The organism is Methylopila turkensis, assembly GCF_027922325.1.
GTDB lineage: Bacteria > Pseudomonadota > Alphaproteobacteria > Rhizobiales > Methylopilaceae > Methylopila > Methylopila turkensis.
Map to the genome: position 1 here is coordinate 728,327 of NZ_BSFL01000002.1, position 16,689 is coordinate 745,015.

17 protein-coding genes are annotated in these 16,689 nt (G+C 69.7%); 11 read left to right on the top strand and 6 right to left on the bottom strand.

The features are described 5' to 3' along the window. Window positions 1–102: 102 nt before the first annotated feature. Window positions 103–1,218 (bottom strand): CobW family GTP-binding protein, encoded by a 1,116-nt coding sequence (locus tag PKE78_RS10165; RefSeq protein ID WP_271200756.1) that lies wholly within the window; start codon window positions 1,216–1,218, stop codon window positions 103–105. 169 nt (window positions 1,219–1,387) lie between these two features. After that, complete coding sequence (rpsU, locus tag PKE78_RS10170; RefSeq protein ID WP_271200757.1) at window positions 1,388–1,690, bottom strand: 30S ribosomal protein S21; 303 nt, start codon at window positions 1,688–1,690, stop codon at window positions 1,388–1,390. A gap of 313 nt (window positions 1,691–2,003) precedes the next feature. Here rpsU and PKE78_RS10175 point away from each other — a divergent pair, with 313 nt between their 5' ends. Further along, on the top strand, window positions 2,004–2,216 hold the full coding sequence (locus PKE78_RS10175) for a hypothetical protein (protein WP_271200758.1): 213 nt from the start codon (window positions 2,004–2,006) through the stop codon (window positions 2,214–2,216). A gap of 107 nt (window positions 2,217–2,323) precedes the next feature. Then, window positions 2,324–2,746, top strand: a complete 423-nt coding sequence (locus tag PKE78_RS10180; RefSeq protein ID WP_378797611.1) for an FKBP-type peptidyl-prolyl cis-trans isomerase — start codon at window positions 2,324–2,326, stop codon at window positions 2,744–2,746. Window positions 2,747–2,816: 70 nt separating this feature from the next. On the opposite strand, the gene PKE78_RS10185 is transcribed toward PKE78_RS10180, so the two are convergent. Continuing rightward, complete coding sequence (locus PKE78_RS10185) at window positions 2,817–3,503, bottom strand: GntR family transcriptional regulator (RefSeq protein WP_271200759.1); 687 nt, start codon at window positions 3,501–3,503, stop codon at window positions 2,817–2,819. Window positions 3,504–3,718: 215 nt separating this feature from the next. Between PKE78_RS10185 and PKE78_RS10190 the strand changes: the two genes are divergently transcribed. The 3 genes from PKE78_RS10190 (at window position 3,719) to PKE78_RS10200 (ending at window position 6,924) form a co-directional block, all read left to right on the top strand. After that, entirely contained in the window at window positions 3,719–5,233 is a 1,515-nt protein-coding gene (locus PKE78_RS10190) for a tripartite tricarboxylate transporter permease (protein WP_271200760.1), read from the top strand. 70 nt (window positions 5,234–5,303) lie between these two features. Beyond that, on the top strand, window positions 5,304–6,314 hold the full coding sequence (locus PKE78_RS10195; RefSeq protein ID WP_271200761.1) for a Bug family tripartite tricarboxylate transporter substrate binding protein: 1,011 nt from the start codon (window positions 5,304–5,306) through the stop codon (window positions 6,312–6,314). 76 nt (window positions 6,315–6,390) lie between these two features. Then, complete coding sequence (locus tag PKE78_RS10200) at window positions 6,391–6,924, top strand: tripartite tricarboxylate transporter TctB family protein (protein ID WP_271200762.1); 534 nt, start codon at window positions 6,391–6,393, stop codon at window positions 6,922–6,924. 76 nt (window positions 6,925–7,000) lie between these two features. Here the strand turns inward: PKE78_RS10200 and PKE78_RS10205 are convergent, their stop codons facing one another. Then, the gene (locus PKE78_RS10205; protein WP_271200763.1) at window positions 7,001–7,759 is read right to left on the bottom strand and encodes an SDR family oxidoreductase; all 759 of its coding nucleotides are present in this window, start codon (window positions 7,757–7,759) and stop codon (window positions 7,001–7,003) included. Window positions 7,760–7,863: 104 nt separating this feature from the next. Here PKE78_RS10205 and PKE78_RS10210 point away from each other — a divergent pair, with 104 nt between their 5' ends. Next, complete coding sequence (locus tag PKE78_RS10210; protein WP_271200764.1) at window positions 7,864–8,487, top strand: TetR/AcrR family transcriptional regulator; 624 nt, start codon at window positions 7,864–7,866, stop codon at window positions 8,485–8,487. A gap of 10 nt (window positions 8,488–8,497) precedes the next feature. Here the strand turns inward: PKE78_RS10210 and argE are convergent, their stop codons facing one another. Then, entirely contained in the window at window positions 8,498–9,655 is a 1,158-nt protein-coding gene (argE, locus tag PKE78_RS10215) for an acetylornithine deacetylase (protein WP_271200975.1), read from the bottom strand. Between the two features lie 126 nt (window positions 9,656–9,781). Between argE and PKE78_RS10220 the strand changes: the two genes are divergently transcribed. The 4 genes from PKE78_RS10220 (at window position 9,782) to PKE78_RS10235 (ending at window position 14,184) form a co-directional block, all read left to right on the top strand. Further along, on the top strand, window positions 9,782–10,000 hold the full coding sequence (locus tag PKE78_RS10220) for a hypervirulence associated TUDOR domain-containing protein (RefSeq protein WP_271200765.1): 219 nt from the start codon (window positions 9,782–9,784) through the stop codon (window positions 9,998–10,000). A 141-nt stretch (window positions 10,001–10,141) separates the two neighbouring features. Then, entirely contained in the window at window positions 10,142–12,214 is a 2,073-nt protein-coding gene (locus PKE78_RS10225; protein WP_271200766.1) for a hybrid sensor histidine kinase/response regulator, read from the top strand. A gap of 90 nt (window positions 12,215–12,304) precedes the next feature. Beyond that, window positions 12,305–13,441, top strand: coding sequence for a 3,4-dihydroxy-2-butanone-4-phosphate synthase (ribB, locus tag PKE78_RS10230; RefSeq protein ID WP_271200767.1), 1,137 nt, complete (start codon window positions 12,305–12,307; stop codon window positions 13,439–13,441). After that, window positions 13,438–14,184 carry a phosphocholine cytidylyltransferase family protein gene (locus PKE78_RS10235; RefSeq protein WP_271200768.1) on the top strand — a complete coding sequence of 249 codons (747 nt, stop codon included), beginning with the start codon at window positions 13,438–13,440 and terminating at the stop codon, window positions 14,182–14,184. The genes ribB and PKE78_RS10235 overlap by 4 nt, the downstream gene beginning before the upstream one ends. Before the next feature lie 139 nt (window positions 14,185–14,323). Here PKE78_RS10235 and PKE78_RS10240 read toward each other — a convergent pair whose 3' ends face one another. Next, the gene (locus PKE78_RS10240; protein WP_271200769.1) at window positions 14,324–15,352 is read right to left on the bottom strand and encodes a glycosyltransferase; all 1,029 of its coding nucleotides are present in this window, start codon (window positions 15,350–15,352) and stop codon (window positions 14,324–14,326) included. A 232-nt stretch (window positions 15,353–15,584) separates the two neighbouring features. Here PKE78_RS10240 and PKE78_RS10245 point away from each other — a divergent pair, with 232 nt between their 5' ends. Continuing rightward, window positions 15,585–16,688 carry a polysaccharide pyruvyl transferase family protein gene (locus tag PKE78_RS10245; protein ID WP_271200770.1) on the top strand — a complete coding sequence of 368 codons (1,104 nt, stop codon included), beginning with the start codon at window positions 15,585–15,587 and terminating at the stop codon, window positions 16,686–16,688. Window position 16,689 lies beyond the last annotated feature (1 nt).

Sequence of the window (16,689 nt, forward strand, 5' to 3'; positions counted from 1 at the left end):
GCCGCCGGCGGGAAAGCCGCGCGGGCGCCGCTCGAATGACGTGCGGAACGCTGTCGGGCGCCGGCCCCGGCTCGACGCCGGGACACGGAGCGCCGCGGTTTTTTAGGCCGCGCAGGCCTCGAACTCGCGGCGCAGCTTCGCCTCGTCGAGCTCCTTGCCGATGAAGACCAGCTTGGAGCGGCGGGCCTCGTCGGCCTTCCACTCGCGCTGCAGGTCGCCGTCGAGGATCATGTGCACGCCCTGGAACACGAAGCGGCGGTCCTCGCCCTTGAACGCGAGGATGCCCTTCCAGCGCAGGAAGTTCTGGCCGTCGGACTGCGCCAGCGCGTTGACCCAGGGCATGAACTTGTTGGGATCGACCTCCCCCGGGATCTCAAGCGCGACCGACTGCATGGTCTCGTCGTGGTAGTGCTTCAGGCCGCCATGCGCGTGCGCGCCGTGGTCGTGCTTCTCATGCCCGTGGTCATGATGATGGTCGTGGCCGCAGCCGCAGTCCGGCCCGTGCTCGTGATGGTGGTGGTCATGACCATGATCATGGCCGTGATGGTGATGGTCGTGGTCGTCGGCCTCCAGGAAGGCCGGCTCGATGCTGAGGATGCGGTCGAGGTCGAACGCGCCCTTGTCCAGCACCTCGTCCAGGGCGACGGCGCTCTTCACCGTGCGGATGATGCGGGCGTAGGGGTTGATGCCGCGGATGCGGGCCTCGACCTCCTCCAGCTCCTCGCCCGAGACCAGGTCGGTCTTGTTGAGCAGGATCACGTCGGCGAAGGCGATCTGGCTCTTGGCCTCGGGCGCGTCCTTCAGCCGGTCGGTCAGCCACTTGGCGTCGGCGACGGTGACGACGGCGTCGAGCCGGGCCTTGCGGCCGACCTCCTCGTCGATGAAGAAGGTCTGCGCGACCGGCGCGGGGTCGGCGAGGCCGGTGGTCTCGACGATGATCGCGTCGAACTTGCCCTTCCGCTTCATCAGGCCTTCGAGGATGCGGATCAGGTCGCCGCGCACGGTGCAGCAGATGCAGCCGTTGTTCATCTCGAACACTTCCTCGTCGGCGCCGACGACGAGGTCGTTGTCGATGCCGATCTCGCCGAACTCGTTGACGATGACGGCGTATTTCTTGCCGTGCGGCTCCGAGAGGATGCGGTTGAGCAGCGTGGTCTTGCCGGCGCCGAGATAGCCGGTGAGCACGGTGACGGGCGTCTTGTCGGATGCGGACGACATAAGGCCTCCGGGGGCGTCAGGCGGGCCGCGCGCGACGGGCGGCCGATCGAGGGTTCGCACCTGATATAGCGACGCGCCGCCCCAGCGTCACGTGGGCTCCGGCCGCGCACGAAAAAGCCCCCTCCCGCGGGGCGGAAGGGGGCCTCGACATCTGGAACGTGGCCGGGGTTCAGCCGCCGATGGCGGCCGCCGGACGCACCGCATCCGACGTGGGCGCGCCGCCGGCGCGGGGACGTCCCATCGGCCGCGGCTTCTTCTTCGGACCGGGGATCAGCCCCTCCCGCTGCGCGGCCTTGCGCGCGACCTTGCGAGCCCGGCGCACCGCCTCGGACTTCTGCCGGGCGCGCTTCTCGGACGGCTTCTCATAGGCCTTGCGCTGCTTCATTTCCCGGAAGACGCCTTCGCGCTGCATCTTCTTCTTCAGGGCCTTGAGCGCCTGCTCGATGTTGTTGTCGCGTACGAGAACCTGCACGTGATCTCCTTGGCTTGCGGCGGGCGGCGGTCCGGCGGAAGGGGACGGGCGCGGAGGAAAATGCGCTCGACCCGCGCGCCGGTCAGCCATCGCGCGGTGGACGCCCTCGGAAAAGGCGATGAAAGCCCGACAGCGGAGCGCGTCAGGCGGAAAATTTCACGAAAGCGCGCGAAAAATTCATGCGCAACATAGGCCGTGCGGCGAAATTATCAAGCGCGCGCGGTCCGGAGTTCCCGTGAGCCCCGAGGGCGATTTATTTTCGGCGCCTGTCCGCGGATGCTGTCAAACCCTGCGCGGCATGGTACAAGACTTCATGTCAGAATCCCACAAATACAAAATTGGACAGCGTCTCGAGCTGTCGCCCAGCAGCGTCGGCCGCTCCGGCGGCGTGGTCGAGATCGTCCGCCTGCTCCCCGCGATGCGCGACGACCTGGAGCCGCAGTACCGGGTCAAGAGCCATGCCGAGAGCCACGAGCGCGTGGTTCAGGAAAGCATGCTGAGCCTTGCGGCGGCCCGCGCGGGCTGATTCTCCCCGGCTTCGGCCGTCCCTGTTTGAACGCCAGTCGACCGCGCTATAACCCGCCGGCCGACCGCGCCGGCACGCGCGCGGCGGCGTGAAGGAGGAGCCGTCTGATGATCCGTTCGCTCGCCCTCGCCACAGGAGCCCTGACCCTCGCCATGACCCTTTCCGCATCCGCCGCCGAAACCAAGACGCTGCCTTCCGGGCTCAAAATCCAGGAGGAGGTCGTCGGCTCCGGCGCCGAGGCCGTGGCGGGCAAGACGGTGCAGGTCCACTACACCGGCTGGCTGGACCAGAACGGCGCCAAGGGCGCCAAGTTCGACTCGTCGCGCGACCGCGGCGACCCGTTCGCCTTCCGCCTCGGCGCAGGCCAGGTGATCAAGGGCTGGGACGAGGGCGTCGCCGGCATGAAGGTCGGCGGCAAGCGCACGCTGACCATCCCGGCCGAGCTCGGCTACGGCGCGCGCGGCGCCGGCGGCGTCATCCCGCCGAACGCGACCCTGGTGTTCGACGTGGAGCTGCTCGGCGTCCGCTGACGCCTCGCACTGACCTCCGGCGCGCGCCGCCCGGGCCCGCCCGGGCCTTGCGGCGGCGCGCGCCGCCGCTTCAGTCGATCGTGACGTAGCGCTCGACGTGGTCCCGGAGCCGGAGCGTGTGCTCCCGCACTAGGCGTTCGGCGCGTTCGCCGTTGCGCGCCTCCAGCGCCTCGACGATCTCCTTGTGATCGATGATCGAACGCCGCGCGCGGTCCGCCTCGACGATGGTCCGCTGCCGGATGGCGCGGACATGCATGAACAGCCCGCTCGTGATGTCCGCGATCAGCTTGCACCGCGACAGAGCGATGATGGCGGCGTGGAAGCGGATGTTGGCGTCCGAATACTCGCCCATGTGGGCGTCGACGTCGGCGCTCGAGAACGTGTCGGTCAGGCCGTGCAGGGCGGCGATCTCGGCGTCGCGCGCGACCACGGTCGCGAGACGGGCCGCCATGCTTTCGAGCGCGGCCCAAACGGTGATCATCTCCAGGATCTCGGCCTTGGTCCGGCGCACGATGAAGATGCCGCGCCGTGGCGCCGTGCGCACCAGACCCTCCTGCTCGAGCTGCGCCAGCGCCTCCCGGAGCGGCGTGCGGCTGACGCCGAACTTCAGCGCGAGCGCGCGCTCGTCCAGTTTGAGCTGGGCCTTCTCGTCGTAGAGATTCATCTCGAAAATCGCGGTTTTCAGCGCCTCGTAGGTGCGCGCCTTGAGGCTCTGCAGACCCTCGATCGGCTGCAGTTCGAGTCCGTTCTCCGACATGCGGCGCCCGCTCCACCCCTCGCGATTGCGTGACAAGTGTATACCACAGGTACGTCAGCATTCATTCAGCGTCGGCTTCTAATCATTTAGAATATTGCTGCATCGCACCTAGAAATGGAATATTGCATACCATGACGGCCGCGAATAGCGTCCCTCGGTGACTGGCGAAACGAAGCTTTCGAGGCTCGACCGCCGATCGCTCGGGGAGGATATGCATGGACGAGCTCTACGCTCTCGCCGGCGGCTTCGCCGTCGCGTTTACGTGGTACAATGTGGCGTTGATGATCCTGGGCATCACGCTCGGGGTCGTCATCGGCGTGCTTCCAGGCCTCGGCGGCGCGAACGGCGTCGCGATCCTGCTGCCGCTGACGTTCTCGATGGAGCCGACCTCGGCGATCATCATGCTTACCAGCATCTACTGGGGGGCGCTGTTCGGCGGGGCGATCACCGCCATCCTGTTCAATATCCCGGGCGAGCCCTGGTCGGTCGCGACGACGTTCGACGGCCATCCCATGGCCCAGCGCGGCCGCGCCGACGAGGCGTTGGTCGCGGCTTTCACCTCCTCCTTCGTCGGCGCGATCTTCGCCGTCGCGCTCATCACCTTCCTCGCGCCTGTGGTCGCCAAGTTCGCGCTGCGCTTCGGGCCAGCCGAATTCTTCGCGGTTCAGTTCCTCACCTTCGCAAGCTTCATCGGCATGGGACGCGGCTCTCCGGCCAAGACGCTCGCCTCGATGTGCCTCGGCTTCGCGCTCGCCTGCGTCGGCCTCGACGGCGTCACCGGTTCGCTGCGCATGACCTTCGGGCACGACGAGCTGCTGAACGGCTTCAAGTTCCTCGTCGCGGTCATCGGCCTGTTCGGCATTGGCGAGATCCTGACCTCGATGGAGGACGGGCTGAAGTTCTCCGGCGCCGACGCCAAGCTGAAGATGGACGCGGTCATCCGCACCTGGCGCCAGCTTCCGAAGATGTTCTTCACCTTCCTGCGCAGCTGCATCGTCGGCTGCTGGATGGGCATCACCCCGGGCGGCGCGACGCCGGCCTCCTTCATGGGCTACGGCCTCGCCAAGCGGTTCTCCAAGAACGGCAATAATTTCGGCAAGGGCGAGCTCGAGGGCGTGGTGGCGCCGGAGACCGCGGCCCACGCCGCCGGCACCGCCGCGCTGCTGCCGATGCTGACCCTCGGCATTCCCGGCTCGCCCACCGCGGCCGTGCTGCTGGGCGGCCTGCTGATCTGGGGCCTCCAGCCCGGACCGCTGCTGTTCGTCGAGCAGAAGGATTTCGTCTGGGGCCTGATCGCCTCGATGTATCTCGGCAACGTCGTCGGCCTGATCATGGTGCTGACCTGCGTGCCGCTGTTCGCCGCGATCCTGCGGGTGCCGTTCTCGATCATCGCGCCGGTCATCGTCGTGATCTGCGCGATCGGCGCCTACACCGTGAACAACGCCATGTTCGACGTGTGGATGATGCTCGTCTTCGGCGTCATGGGGTATCTTTTCACCAAGCTCGGCTACCCGCTGCCGCCGCTCGTCCTCGCGCTCGTGCTGGGCGACCAGGCCGAGAGCTCGTTCCGTCAGGCGATGCTTGTGAGCCAGGGCGACGTGACGGTGTTCTGGTCCAACTGGCTGTCGGGCTCGATCATGACGCTCGGCGTCATCCTCGCCTTCTGGCCGCTGGTCTCGGGCCTGATGGCGCGCTTCGGAAAATCCGGCCGGACGGCGTCGGCGGCCTGAGCCGCCGGGGCCTCCTCAATCCAAGAAGCCGCGTCAGAGCGGCTCGTTAAGGGAGATGGACGTCATGCGCATGAAGACGTTGAAGACGGTCGCCGCGCGTCTCGGCCTCGCCGCGGGCCTCGCGGCGCTCGCCGCCCCCGCGCTGGCCTGGGAGCCGACGAAGCCGGTCACGCTCATCATCCCCGCCGGCACCGGCGGCGGCGCGGACCAGATGGCGCGCTTCATTCAGGGCGTGATCCAGAAGCACGAACTGATGTCGAAGCCGCTGATCGTGGTGAACAAGGGCGGCGGCGCGGGCGCCGAAGGCTTCCTCGAAATGAAGGGCAGCGCGGCGGACCCGCACAAGATCATCATCACGCTGTCGAACCTGTTCACCACCCCGCTCGGCACCGGCACGCCCTTCAACTGGAAGGACATGAAGCCGGTGAAGATGATGGCGCTCGACCAGTTCATCCTGTGGGTGAACGCAAACGAGCCCTACAAGACCGCCAAGGACTACATCGACGCCGTGAAGGCCGGCGACGACCGGGCGTTCAAGATGGGCGGCACCGGGTCCAAGCAGGAAGACCAGATCATCACCGTCGCGATCGAGAAGGAGACCGGCGGCAAGAAGTTCACCTACGTGCCCTACGACGGCGGCGGCAAGGTCGCGGTCCAGCTCGTGGGCGGCCACGTCAACTCGTCGGTCAACAATCCGATCGAGGCGGTGGCCCAGTGGCGCGGCGGGCAGCTCCGCCCGCTCTGCATCTTCGACAAGGCGCGCTCGACCTACACCAACAAGGTGACGGAGTCGCAGTCGTGGTCGGACGTTCCGACCTGCACGGAGTCCGGCCTGCCGATCGAGTACCAGATGCTCCGCGGCATCTTCACCACCAAGAACGCCACCCCGGAGCAGGTCGCCTACTACGAGGGCGTGCTGAAGAAGGTGATGGAGACGGCGGAGTGGAAGGAGTTCATGGAGAAGGGCGCCTTCAACCAGACCACCATGACCGGCGCCGAGTACGAGGCGTGGCTGACCAGCGCCGAAGCCCGGCATCGCGAGCTGATGACCGGCGCCGGCTTCGTGGCGGCGGCGCGCTGACGCCAGCGATGGAGAACGGCCCCTCGCCGCGCGGGCGGGGGGCGCAACGGACGAAGACAGGGGGCGGAAGTCACAGATGAGCGCGATCGATCCGGACCAGATCCACGACGTTGAGGCCGAAAAGCCGCTTGTAAGCATGCGGGCCGCCGACATCGGCGTCGCGCTGCTGTTCCTGCTCACGAGCGCCATCGTCATCGTCGACAGCCACCGCCTCGGCTTCGCGTGGCTGCCGAACGAGGGACCGGCGCCCGGCTATTTCCCGTTCTACATCGCCGTCGTGATGGGGATCGCGAGCCTCGTCAACCTCGCCCGCGCGCTGCCGAAGCCCGAGGGCGAGGAGGCTCGCACCATGACCAGCGTGCCCGGCTTCCTGCGCATGTGCGCGATTTTCGTGCCGGCGGTCGTGTTCGTGTTCGCGATCAGCTGGATCGGGATCTACGTGTCGTCGGCGATCTACATCGCCGCTTTCATGATCTTCGTCGGGCGGTTTCCGATCTGGAAGGCGCTGGCCGTCGCCTTCGGCGTCTCGTTCATCAGCTTCCTGATGTTCGAGGTCTGGTTCCTGGTGCCGCTGCCCAAAGGCCCGCTCGAGGCCGCCCTCGGGTACTGACGCCGCCCCGCTTGCGCTCCGATCGGCCCGGACGGCGAGACGCCGCCCGGGCCGATCGCGTTCCGGGGGACCGCGCTCAGGCGTTCACGCCGCCGTCGAGCGTGATGCGCGCTCCGGTCACGTACCGCCCTTCGGCGCTCGCGAGCCAGGCCACCGCGCCGGCTATGTCGTCGGGCTGGCCGTACTCCTTGATCGCCATGCCGGAAAGCATCGCGGGGGCCTGATCGCCATCCTGCGGATTCATGTCCGTGTTGACGGGGCCGGGCTGCACCACGTTGACCGTGATCCGGCGCGGCCCGAGATCGCGGGCGAGGCCCTTGGTCAAGCCGACCAGAGCGGCCTTGCTGGCGGAATAGACCGCGATGCCGGCGGAACCGACCTGCTCGCCAAGGCAGGAGCCGATCGAGATGATCCGGCCGCCGTCCGGCAGATGCTTGGCCGCCGCCTGCGACGCGACGATCGCCGAGAGCAGGTTGACGTCGAGGGTCGCCCGGATGTCCTCGAGCGTCATGTCGCCGATCAGGCCGCCGCGCGCGATGCCGGCGTTGTTGACGAGGATGTCGAGCCCGCCGAGCTCGGCGACCGTCGTTTCGACCGCGGCCTGCGTGGCCGCGGGGTCCGCGGCGTCGGCCTGGATCGCGACGCCCTTGCGGCCGAGCCCCCGGATCTCCGCGGCGATCGCCTCCGCCTTCTCGGCCGAGCGCTCATAGGTGATGACGACGTCCGCGCCTTCGGCGGCGAGGCGCTTCGCGATCGCGGCGCCGATGCCGCGGCTGGCGCCGGTGACAAGGGCCTTCTTGCCGGCGAGCCGGCCGTTCTGAACCTGCGCGGACATCGCCGCCTCCATTTATGGATCGATCGATACGGAAATATGAGCGTTGCCGCAGGGCGTCAAGACAATTATATATCGATCGTAACAAAAGGAGCCGGTCTCGACCCATGGCGGAGCGAGGACGCCCGCGCAGCTTCGACCGCGACACGGCGCTCGCGGCGGCGATGCGGGAATTCTGGACGAAAGGCTATGAGGCGACGTCGATCGCCGACCTGACCGCGGCGATGGGCATCGCCGCGCCGAGCCTCTACGCCGCTTTCGGCTCGAAGGACGCCCTCTTTGGAGAGGCGGTCGGCCTTTTCGAGCGCACGGAGGGCGCGCCCCTCGCGGCCGCGATCAACACGGCGGCGACGGCGCGCGAAGCGATGTCGGCGTTCCTGCGCCAAAGCGCCGCCTCCCTGGCGACCGAGGGCTATCCGGCCGGCTGCATGGTCACCTTCTCGGCGGTCAACGCCGTCGGCGCGAGCGAGGCGACCTGCCGCGACTTGCGGGAGCGGCGCGCCGCCGGGCGCGCGCGGCTGGCCGAGCGCCTGCGCCGCGGACAGCAGGACGGCGAGATCCCGGCCGACGCCGACCCGGAGGCGATCGCGGCCTTCTACGTCGCGGTGCAGCAGGGCATGTCGATTCAGGCGCGGGACGGGGCCTCGCCCGCCGACCTCGAACGCATCGCCGACGTCGCCATGGCGGGATGGGACGCCGCGGTCGCCGGTCGCGGACCGGCCTCGGGCTGACGAGCGCGCCTTACGCCGAGCAGTGCGCGATCAGCCGGCGGACGAAGGCCTCGCAGGCGGCGAGCTGCGCCTCGGTCACGAACTCGTCCGGCTTGTGCGCCTCGCCGATCGAGCCCGGACCGCAGATCACGGTCGGGATTCCCGCCATCTCCACGAACAGGCCGGCTTCGGTGCCGTAGGCGACCTTGGCGTGGTCGTTGCGGCCGGCGAGCCGCTTCGCGAGCGTCACGATGTCGGCGGACGGGTCCGTCGAAAGCCCCGGAAACTCCGACTTGATCCGGACCTCGAGCGAAGTCCGGGGATCGCGCGCCTTCATCTCCGCCTCGATCCCGGCCGCGACGCCGCGCGCCTCCGCGACCAGCGCTTCGGCGTCCTCCTCCGGCAGCACGCGGAACTCGAACTCAAGCGTCGCCTCGTCGGGCACGATGTTGAGCGCGGTGCCGCCGTGGAACACGCCGACATGGGCGGTGCTGAACGGCACGTCGTAGAGCTCGTCGCGGCCGCCGGAGGCGGCGAGCCGCGCGCCGATCTCCGTCACGGCCGTCACCAGCCGCGCGGCGTGCTCCACCGCGTTGACGAACTCCGGCGCCCGCGACGAGTGCCCGCCCGCGCCCCGCGCGACGGCGGCGAGCGAGCGCTTGGCCTTGTGGCCGATGACCACCTGCATGTCGGTCGGCTCGCCCACGATGCAGCCGAGCGGCTTCACCGGCCGCGCCGCCAGCGCCTCCAGCAGCCCGCGCACGCCGAGGCAGCCGACCTCCTCGTCGTAGGAGAACGCGAAGTGGATCGGGATCTTCAGGTCGGCCTTCACCATTTCGGGCGCGAGCGCGAGGCAGACCGCGAGAAAGCCCTTCATGTCGCAGGCGCCGCGGCCGTAAATCCGCCCGTCGCGACGCAGGAGCGCGAACGGATCGCTCGACCAGGTCTGGCCGTCGACCGGCACCACGTCGGTGTGGCCGGACAGCACGATCCCTGGCCGGTCGGCGGGGCCGATCGTGGCGTAGAGGTTCGCCTTCTCCCCGCAGACGTCGGTCACGCGCTCGTGCGGCACGCCGAGCCCGTCGAGATAGGCCTCGACCTCCGCGATCAGCGCGAGGTTCGAGTTGCGGCTCGTGGTGTCGAAGGCGAGCAGCCGCCCGAGCAGGTCGATCGTGGATTGGGAGGCCATGTCGCTCCATAGGGTGATGTCGCCGCCCCCACCATAGAGCCCGCGCGCGATCGCCAGAAGACCTCTCGGGAACGCGGGCGCGGCGGCCGCGTTGAGCGTCGCGAAGGCCTGTGGGAGAAGCAAGCGATGACGAAGGCTTACGCGGTCGGCGCCAAGGTGTCGTGGTCCTGGGGCCAGGGCGAGGCGACGGGCAAGGTGACCGACGTGTTCCGGAAGCGGGTTCAGCGCACCATCAAGGGCGCGAAGATCACCCGCAGGGCGACCGACGACAATCCCGCCTATCTCGTGGTTCAGGACGACGGCGCGAAGGCGCTGAAGTCGCACTCCGAACTCGCGAAAGCGTGACCGCCGGGGCCGGCGCGCCGACGCCGGAGGGGCCCGCTTCGCGCCGACGCGCGCGTCCCCGCCCCCTTTCCCCGCCAGATTTTGTGCTACGGTCGCGGCCAGCGTCTGCGGGGGATCACGCCGCGGAGGGCCGCCGGGTCGATGAGCAGGGTGACGTCGCTGGTGTCATTGGGGCTGTCCGAAACGTCGTCCGATCGCGCCGAGATCGAGCGGCTGCGGCGGGAGCTTGACGAAGCGAACGCGCGGCTTCGCGACGCCGACCTGCAGCTTGCGGCGACGCTCGAGGAGCGGCGCGACGTCGACGCCGCCCGGCGCGGCGTGGACGCCGTCTACGCCGCCTACATCGACAACACGCCGGACGGCGTGTTCGTGGTCTCGATCGGGCCCGACGGCGGCATCACGGTCGAGACGCTCAACCGCGTCGTCATGCGCGCGCTGCCGCTGCGCGGTCGCGACGTGCGCGGCATGGCGCTCGGCGACGTCATGCCCGGCGAGGCCGCCGAACGCCTCACCGCGCAGATCGCCGGATGCCTCTCATCCGGAAAGCCCCTGCGCTACGAGGAGACTTTGACGCTTCCCGACGGCGAGCGCGTGTTCGAGGTGACGCTGACGCCGGTGACGATCGCAGGCCTTCCGACCCGCGTGGTCGGCGCCGCGCGCGACCTGACGGAGAGCCGCCGCGCCGAGCAGCAGTTGCGCCAGGCCCAGAAGATGGAGGTGATCGGCCAGCTCACCGGCGGCGTCGCGCACGACTTCAACAATCTGCTGCAGGTGGTGAAGGGCAATCTGGACCTGCTCGCGCTCGAACTCGCGGCCTCCGGCGCGTCCGGCCTGCCGCCGACCGTCGACGCCAGACTGCGCGGCGCGATGGAGGGCGCCGCCCGCGGCGCCAAGCTGACGCGCCAGCTGCTCGCCTTCTCGCGCCGGCAGCCGCTCGCGCCCAAATCGGTCGCGGTCTACGCGCTCGTCGCCGCCATGTCCGAGCTGCTCCAGCGCACGCTCGGCGAAACCGTCGAGGTGGAGATCGCCGGCGACGAGCCGGCCTGGACCGCGCTGGTCGATCCGACCCAGCTCGAGAACGCGGTGCTGAACCTCGCGATTAACGCCCGGGACGCCATGCCGGAGGGCGGCAAGCTCACCATCGCGGTCCGCAACCGGCTCGACCCCGACGATCCCGCGGCGCGCTGGATCGATCTGTCGGTCACCGACTCCGGCCACGGCATGGCGCCGGCGGTGCTGGGGCGTGTGTTCGAGCCCTTCTTCTCGACTAAGCCGGAAGGCCGCGGGACCGGGCTCGGCCTGCCGCAGGTGCAGGGCTTCATCGAACAATCGCACGGCCGCATGGACATCGAGAGCGCGGTCGGCGCCGGCACGATGGTGAGGCTGTCGCTGCCGGGCAGCGACACGCGGCCGGTCGAGCCTGAGGAGCCGGCGCCGTTCGACGTCCGGGGCCGGGGCGAGCGCATTCTGGTGGTCGAGGACGACGCCGCGGTGCGCCGCGCGGTCGGCGACCTCCTGCTTGCGCTCGGCTACGAGGTCGCGACCGCGGCCACCACCGTCGAGGCGGCGGCCCTGCTCGAACACGCCGCGCCGTTCGACGCCCTGCTATCCGACGTGGTGATGCCCGGCAGCCCGAGCCCGCCCGAACTCGCCCGCGCCGCCCGCGTCGCCCGGCCGCGGCTGAAGGTGCTGTTCATGTCCGGCTACGCCGAGGACGTCATCGTCCATCAGGGCCGGATCGACGCCGACGTGCAGCTGATCGAGAAGCCCTACCGCAAGGAGGAGCTTTCGCTGCGACTGCGCCGGCTGCTCGATGAATCCCCGCCGCCGGCCGGCCCCGCGGAGCCCGCCGCGCCCCGGCGGGTGCTGCTGGTCGAGGACGAGCCGCTGATCGCCATGAGCCTCGTCGACCTGCTCGGCAGCTTCGGCTACGGCGTCAGCGAGGCCCGCACCGCGGCCGACGCCCAGCGCCTGTTCCGCGACGGGCCGCGCGTCGACCTGATCCTCTCCGACCTTGGCCTCCCCGACATGGACGGCGAGGACCTGGCCGACTGGTTCCGCCGGGAGCGCCCCGGCGTGCCGATCGTGTTCTCCACCGGCCTCGGCGATTTCACCCCGCGGCCCGAGCTCGTGGACGGCGGCCCGGTGCGGGTCGTGACCAAGCCGTTCGACAGCGGGACGCTGCGTTCGGCGCTCGAAAGCTGCGTGAGCTGACGCCCCGGGCTTGACCCGCTCGCCGCCCAAGGTGCATTCGACCCCCGCGCGGGCGCGGCCGGCGCATGTGCCGCAGCAGGGCGTGACGGAATGGAACTCGACAGCATCGACGACGCGATCGCGGCCATCGCCGCCGGCGAGCTCGTGGTCGTCGTGGACGACACCGACCGGGAGAACGAGGGCGACCTGATCATGGCCGCCTCCAAGGCGACCCCGGAAAAGCTCGCCTTCATGATCCGGCACACGAGCGGCATCATCTGCGCGCCGATGTCGGCCGACCGGGCGGACGAGCTCAACCTCGCCCCCATGGTCGCGAACAACCGCGACCCGATGCGCACCGCCTTCACGGTGTCGGTCGACTACAAGATCGGGCTGACCACCGGCATCTCGGCCGAGGAGCGCGCCAACACGGTGCGCGGCCTCGCCAGCGACAACGCGGTCGGCGGCGACTTCCTGCGGCCGGGCCACGTGTTCCCGCTGATCGCGCGCGAGGGCGGCGTGCTGACCCGCTCCGGCCACACCGAGGCGGGCGTCGACCTCGCGGTCCTCGCCGGCCTTCCCGGCGTCGGCGTGCTGGCCGAGATCGTGAACGACGACGGCACGGTCAAGCGCCTGCCGGAGCTCGTTCCGTTCGCGCGCGAGCACGGGCTGAAGATCATCTCGATCGAGGACCTGATCGACCACCGCTCGCGGCGCGAGACCTTCGTGCGCCGCGTCGACAGCTTCGAGCGCCGCATCAACGGCCTCGACGCCGTGGTCTCGATCTACGAGACGCCGTTCGAGCAGACCCAGCATCTCGCCATCACCGTCGGCGACGTGAAGGGCGAGGCGCCGGCGCCCTGCCGCATCCACCGCGAACACCTGCTCTCGGACCTGCTGCGCGGCCCGGCCACCTCCAAGGGCTGGCTCGACAACGCGCTGGCGCGCTTCAGCGAGACGCGGCGCGGCGTGTTCGTGCTGATCCGCGACCCGGCCGTGCTGCGCGACGCCGCCGACGTCCAGGCCGGATCGGACGCCGCGGCCGCCGACCCGTCGGGCGAGAAGCACCTGTCCGCCCGCCAGCGCCAGGCGCGGTGGCGGGAGATCGGCGTCGGCGCGCAGATCCTGCGCGACCTCGGCGTCCGCAAGATCTCGCTGCTCGCCGGCCACGAGCGCCAGTTCGTCGGCCTCGCCGGCTTCGGGATCGCGATCGAGAAGACCGAAATCGTCGAAAGGGACGGCGCGTGAAAGCCATCATCCTGAGCGCGGGACAGGGGCGGCGGCTGCTGCCGCTGACCGCCGAGACGCCCAAGTGCCTGATCCCGTTCTCGGGGCGCAGCCTGCTCGAATGGCAGGTGCGCGCGCTGCATGCGGCGGGCGTGATGGACGTCGTCGTCGTGACCGGCTTCGAGGCCGACAAGGTCGCCGCCGCGCTGGACGAGATCGACCTGCCCGGCGCACGGCTGAGAACCACGCACAACCCGTTTTTCGAGCTCGCCGACAACCTCGCGAGCTGCTGGATCGCCCGCCACGAGATGGCCGACGAGTTCATGATCCTGAACGGCGACACGCTGATCGCGCCCGAGATCGCCGCCCGCGTGCTCGAAAGCCCGGCGACGGCGCCGATCACGGTCACGATCGACGTCAAGGACGACTACGACACCGACGACATGAAGGTGCGCGCCGACGGCGACCGTCTGCTCGCGATCGGCAAGACGCTGCCGCTCGACATGGTGACGGGCGAGTCGATCGGCTTCCTGCGCTTCACCCGCGAAGGCGGACGCTCTTTCGTGGCCGAGATCGAGCGCCTGCTGCGCAACGAGGACGGCCTGAAGCGCTGGTACCTGTCGGCGATCGACGGCATCGCGCGCTACCACGGCAATGTGGGCGTGCGCTCGATCCAAGGACTCGACTGGGGCGAACTCGACTTCCCCGCGGACCTCGACCATGGCGTCGCCATGACCGACCGCTGGGTGAAGCGCGGGTTCTGAGGGCGGGCCGCTCAAGCCTCGCGTTTGGAGCCTCGCATCGGTCGTGACGTCCGAAGGCGACGAAAGAAAAAGGCGGCCTAGAGTGGGCCGCCTTCCTCAAAATCCAGCGGCGTCGGCGGCGCTGCGGTCTCCGCCGCCCTCAGCCGTGGCCGTGGGCGATCGCGCGCGGGGGCTCGTTGTTGCCGGTCTTCGGCAGCGGGCCGAAGCTGCGGGTCGCGGCGCTCGAAAGCTCGCCCAGCAGCGCGGTGAAGAAGTAGGCGAAGGACAGCGCCATCGCGATCGGACGCTGCCACACCGGCAGGTCGACCTCGTCGCCCTTGGACAGGATGCGGCTCCACGAGCGCGACAGCTTGCTCGCGAAGAACTTGAAGCTGTAGCCGAGCCGGCCGAGGCGGGACTGGGTGACGGTGTGGAACGCCTGGAAGTCGCGGTCCATGCCGGTGGTCCAGGCGCGCCAGGCCAGGAACTTGTAGCCGGGATGCGGCGCGTGCACCGTCATGGCGTCGGCGGTGCGGACATATTTGTAGCCGCGCGCCTCGATGTCCCTGAGCCAGAAGCCGCACTGCTTCTTGAACGCACCGGGCAGGTCCGGGAACGGATTGCGGCGGAAGAACTCGGTGCGGAAGGCGCAGTTGTTGGCGTGGATCTTCTTGCGCTTCTCGGTCTTCGTCCGCTCGCTCGGCAGGTTGAAGATCCAGCTCAGCGCCATGGTCTTGGACAGCAGGTCCTCGTGGCCGAGCACGGTGAAGCCCCCGACCGCCATGATCTCCGGATCGGCGAACGGCTTCAGCAGGTTCTCGAGCCAGCCCGGCTGCGGGCCGGCGTCGCTGTCGAGCATGACGACGAGCTCGGTGTCGGTGCGCGAGACGCCGAAATTCTTGAGCTTGTAGTAGGTCATGCCCGGCGCCGGCACGATCTCGAGCGTCGCGAGGTCCTTGAGCTTCGGGGCGACCTCGTCGATCACGCCCTGGATGGTCGAGGCCTGAACCGCGCCGTCGTCGTAGAGGTACATGATCCGCGGCTTGGCGGCCATTCGGTGCTGGTTGGTCTCGAGCTCGTTCTGGAACGAGGACATGGCCTTCTTGGCCCACTCGTCCTCCACATCGATGGCGTTCTCCCATTCGATGATGAAGGTGACGGGCGGTATCGTGCTGTCGGTCGTCGTCATGGCGGCATCCTCACCTGGGCGCCCAGGGCGCCGGCGCGGGCGTGATGCACGCGCGGCCTCGGCCGTACGGCGCCCGCTCTGCGGCCCCGGCGGATCGTCGCCCTGCCGGTCCGCCTCTCATCTGCCGCGATATCATGGCGGTTGTGGGGAGCACAAGCGAGCGCCGGCGCGCGATCCACGCGTCACGCGGGGCGTGCTATGAGCGGCCGCCCGCAAACGGAGACCGCCGCGCATGAAGGTCATGCTGTGCAACGACACCGCCACCAAGGCCCATGTGGGCTGCCGCGCGGTGTCGGACGCGCACGCCCGCATGCTGGGCCGCCTCGGCCACGCCGTGACGGCGCGGTTCTTCGTCAACGAGATCCGCATCGACGGCGCCGACCGCTTCGAGGACCTCATCGCGGCCATGGAGCGGAACGAGCGCTTCATGGCGGCGCTGGAGACGGTCGAGGCCGTCGTCGTCAACGGCGAGGGCACGATCCATCACGGCTCCGGCCTCGCGCTGGTGGCGGCGCTCCATGTCGCGAAGCGGCGCGGCAAGGCGACCCTGCTCGTCAACTGCCTGCTGGAGGAGGTGCCGCTCGAACCCGCCCTGCTCGACGCCTTCGACCGCCTCAGCGTGCGCGAGACGCGGTCCGCCGCCTACATGGCCGCGCTCGGCGTGCGCTGCGTGCAGACCTTCGATTCGGTCGTCGCGGCGGGCTTCGCGGGCGAGGGAAGCGACCTCGCCGGCAAGACGGTCGTCACCGACTGGACCGCGAAGAACGATCCCGGCGCGGGCGCGGCCTCGATGCGGCTGATGCGGTCGGACGACCTCGGCCCCTCGGTCGCGCTGTTCCAGGTCCATGGCGAGCGCGGCGGCCTCGACGTCTGGCCGACCGCGGTCGCGACCCTTGGGGCCGCCCGCGCCGTGGCGTCGAGCCGGCACCACGGGCTTTATCTCTCCGGCCTCGCCCGCACGCCCTTCGTCGCGCTGCGCGGCCGGACGTGGAAGGGCGAAGGCCTGCTCGAGACGCTCGGCGGCGACCTGCCGATGGTCGACGGCTACGACGCGCTGCGGGAGGCGCTGGCGCGCGTCGGGGAGCGCCGCGCGGCCTATGAGGCCGCCTTCGACCGCCTCGCGGAGGCGCGCGACCTGCAGCACTTCGACATTCTCGGCCGCGGCGACGACTCCGACGAGGCGGCCGAAGTCGCCCGGCTCCGGCGCGACGTCGAGGCCCGGCCGGACCTCGCCGAGGCGGACGCCCGCAACGTCGCCAAGCGCCGCGCGCAGGAAGCCGCCTGGACCGGCGCGAAGCCGAAGAAGCGCTCGCTCCTGCGCCGCCTGTTCGGGTGAC

Bases quoted from the DNA above. Each gene is read 5' to 3' on its own strand.
- PKE78_RS10165 (WP_271200756.1), bottom strand. From the start codon at position 1,218: ATGTCGTCCGCATCCGACAAGACGCCCGTCACCGTGCTCACCGGCTAT.
- PKE78_RS10175 (WP_271200758.1), top strand. From the start codon at position 2,004: ATGTCAGAATCCCACAAATACAAAATTGGACAGCGTCTCGAGCTGTCG.
- PKE78_RS10180 (WP_378797611.1), top strand. From the start codon at position 2,324: ATGATCCGTTCGCTCGCCCTCGCCACAGGAGCCCTGACCCTCGCCATG.
- PKE78_RS10185 (WP_271200759.1), bottom strand. From the start codon at position 3,503: ATGTCGGAGAACGGACTCGAACTGCAGCCGATCGAGGGTCTGCAGAGC.
- PKE78_RS10190 (WP_271200760.1), top strand. From the start codon at position 3,719: ATGGACGAGCTCTACGCTCTCGCCGGCGGCTTCGCCGTCGCGTTTACG.
- PKE78_RS10195 (WP_271200761.1), top strand. From the start codon at position 5,304: ATGAAGACGTTGAAGACGGTCGCCGCGCGTCTCGGCCTCGCCGCGGGC.
- PKE78_RS10200 (WP_271200762.1), top strand. From the start codon at position 6,391: ATGAGCGCGATCGATCCGGACCAGATCCACGACGTTGAGGCCGAAAAG.
- PKE78_RS10205 (WP_271200763.1), bottom strand. From the start codon at position 7,759: ATGTCCGCGCAGGTTCAGAACGGCCGGCTCGCCGGCAAGAAGGCCCTT.
- PKE78_RS10210 (WP_271200764.1), top strand. From the start codon at position 7,864: ATGGCGGAGCGAGGACGCCCGCGCAGCTTCGACCGCGACACGGCGCTC.
- argE (WP_271200975.1), bottom strand. From the start codon at position 9,655: ATGGCCTCCCAATCCACGATCGACCTGCTCGGGCGGCTGCTCGCCTTC.
- PKE78_RS10220 (WP_271200765.1), top strand. From the start codon at position 9,782: ATGACGAAGGCTTACGCGGTCGGCGCCAAGGTGTCGTGGTCCTGGGGC.
- PKE78_RS10225 (WP_271200766.1), top strand. From the start codon at position 10,142: ATGAGCAGGGTGACGTCGCTGGTGTCATTGGGGCTGTCCGAAACGTCG.
- ribB (WP_271200767.1), top strand. From the start codon at position 12,305: ATGGAACTCGACAGCATCGACGACGCGATCGCGGCCATCGCCGCCGGC.
- PKE78_RS10240 (WP_271200769.1), bottom strand. From the start codon at position 15,352: ATGACGACGACCGACAGCACGATACCGCCCGTCACCTTCATCATCGAA.
- PKE78_RS10245 (WP_271200770.1), top strand. From the start codon at position 15,585: ATGAAGGTCATGCTGTGCAACGACACCGCCACCAAGGCCCATGTGGGC.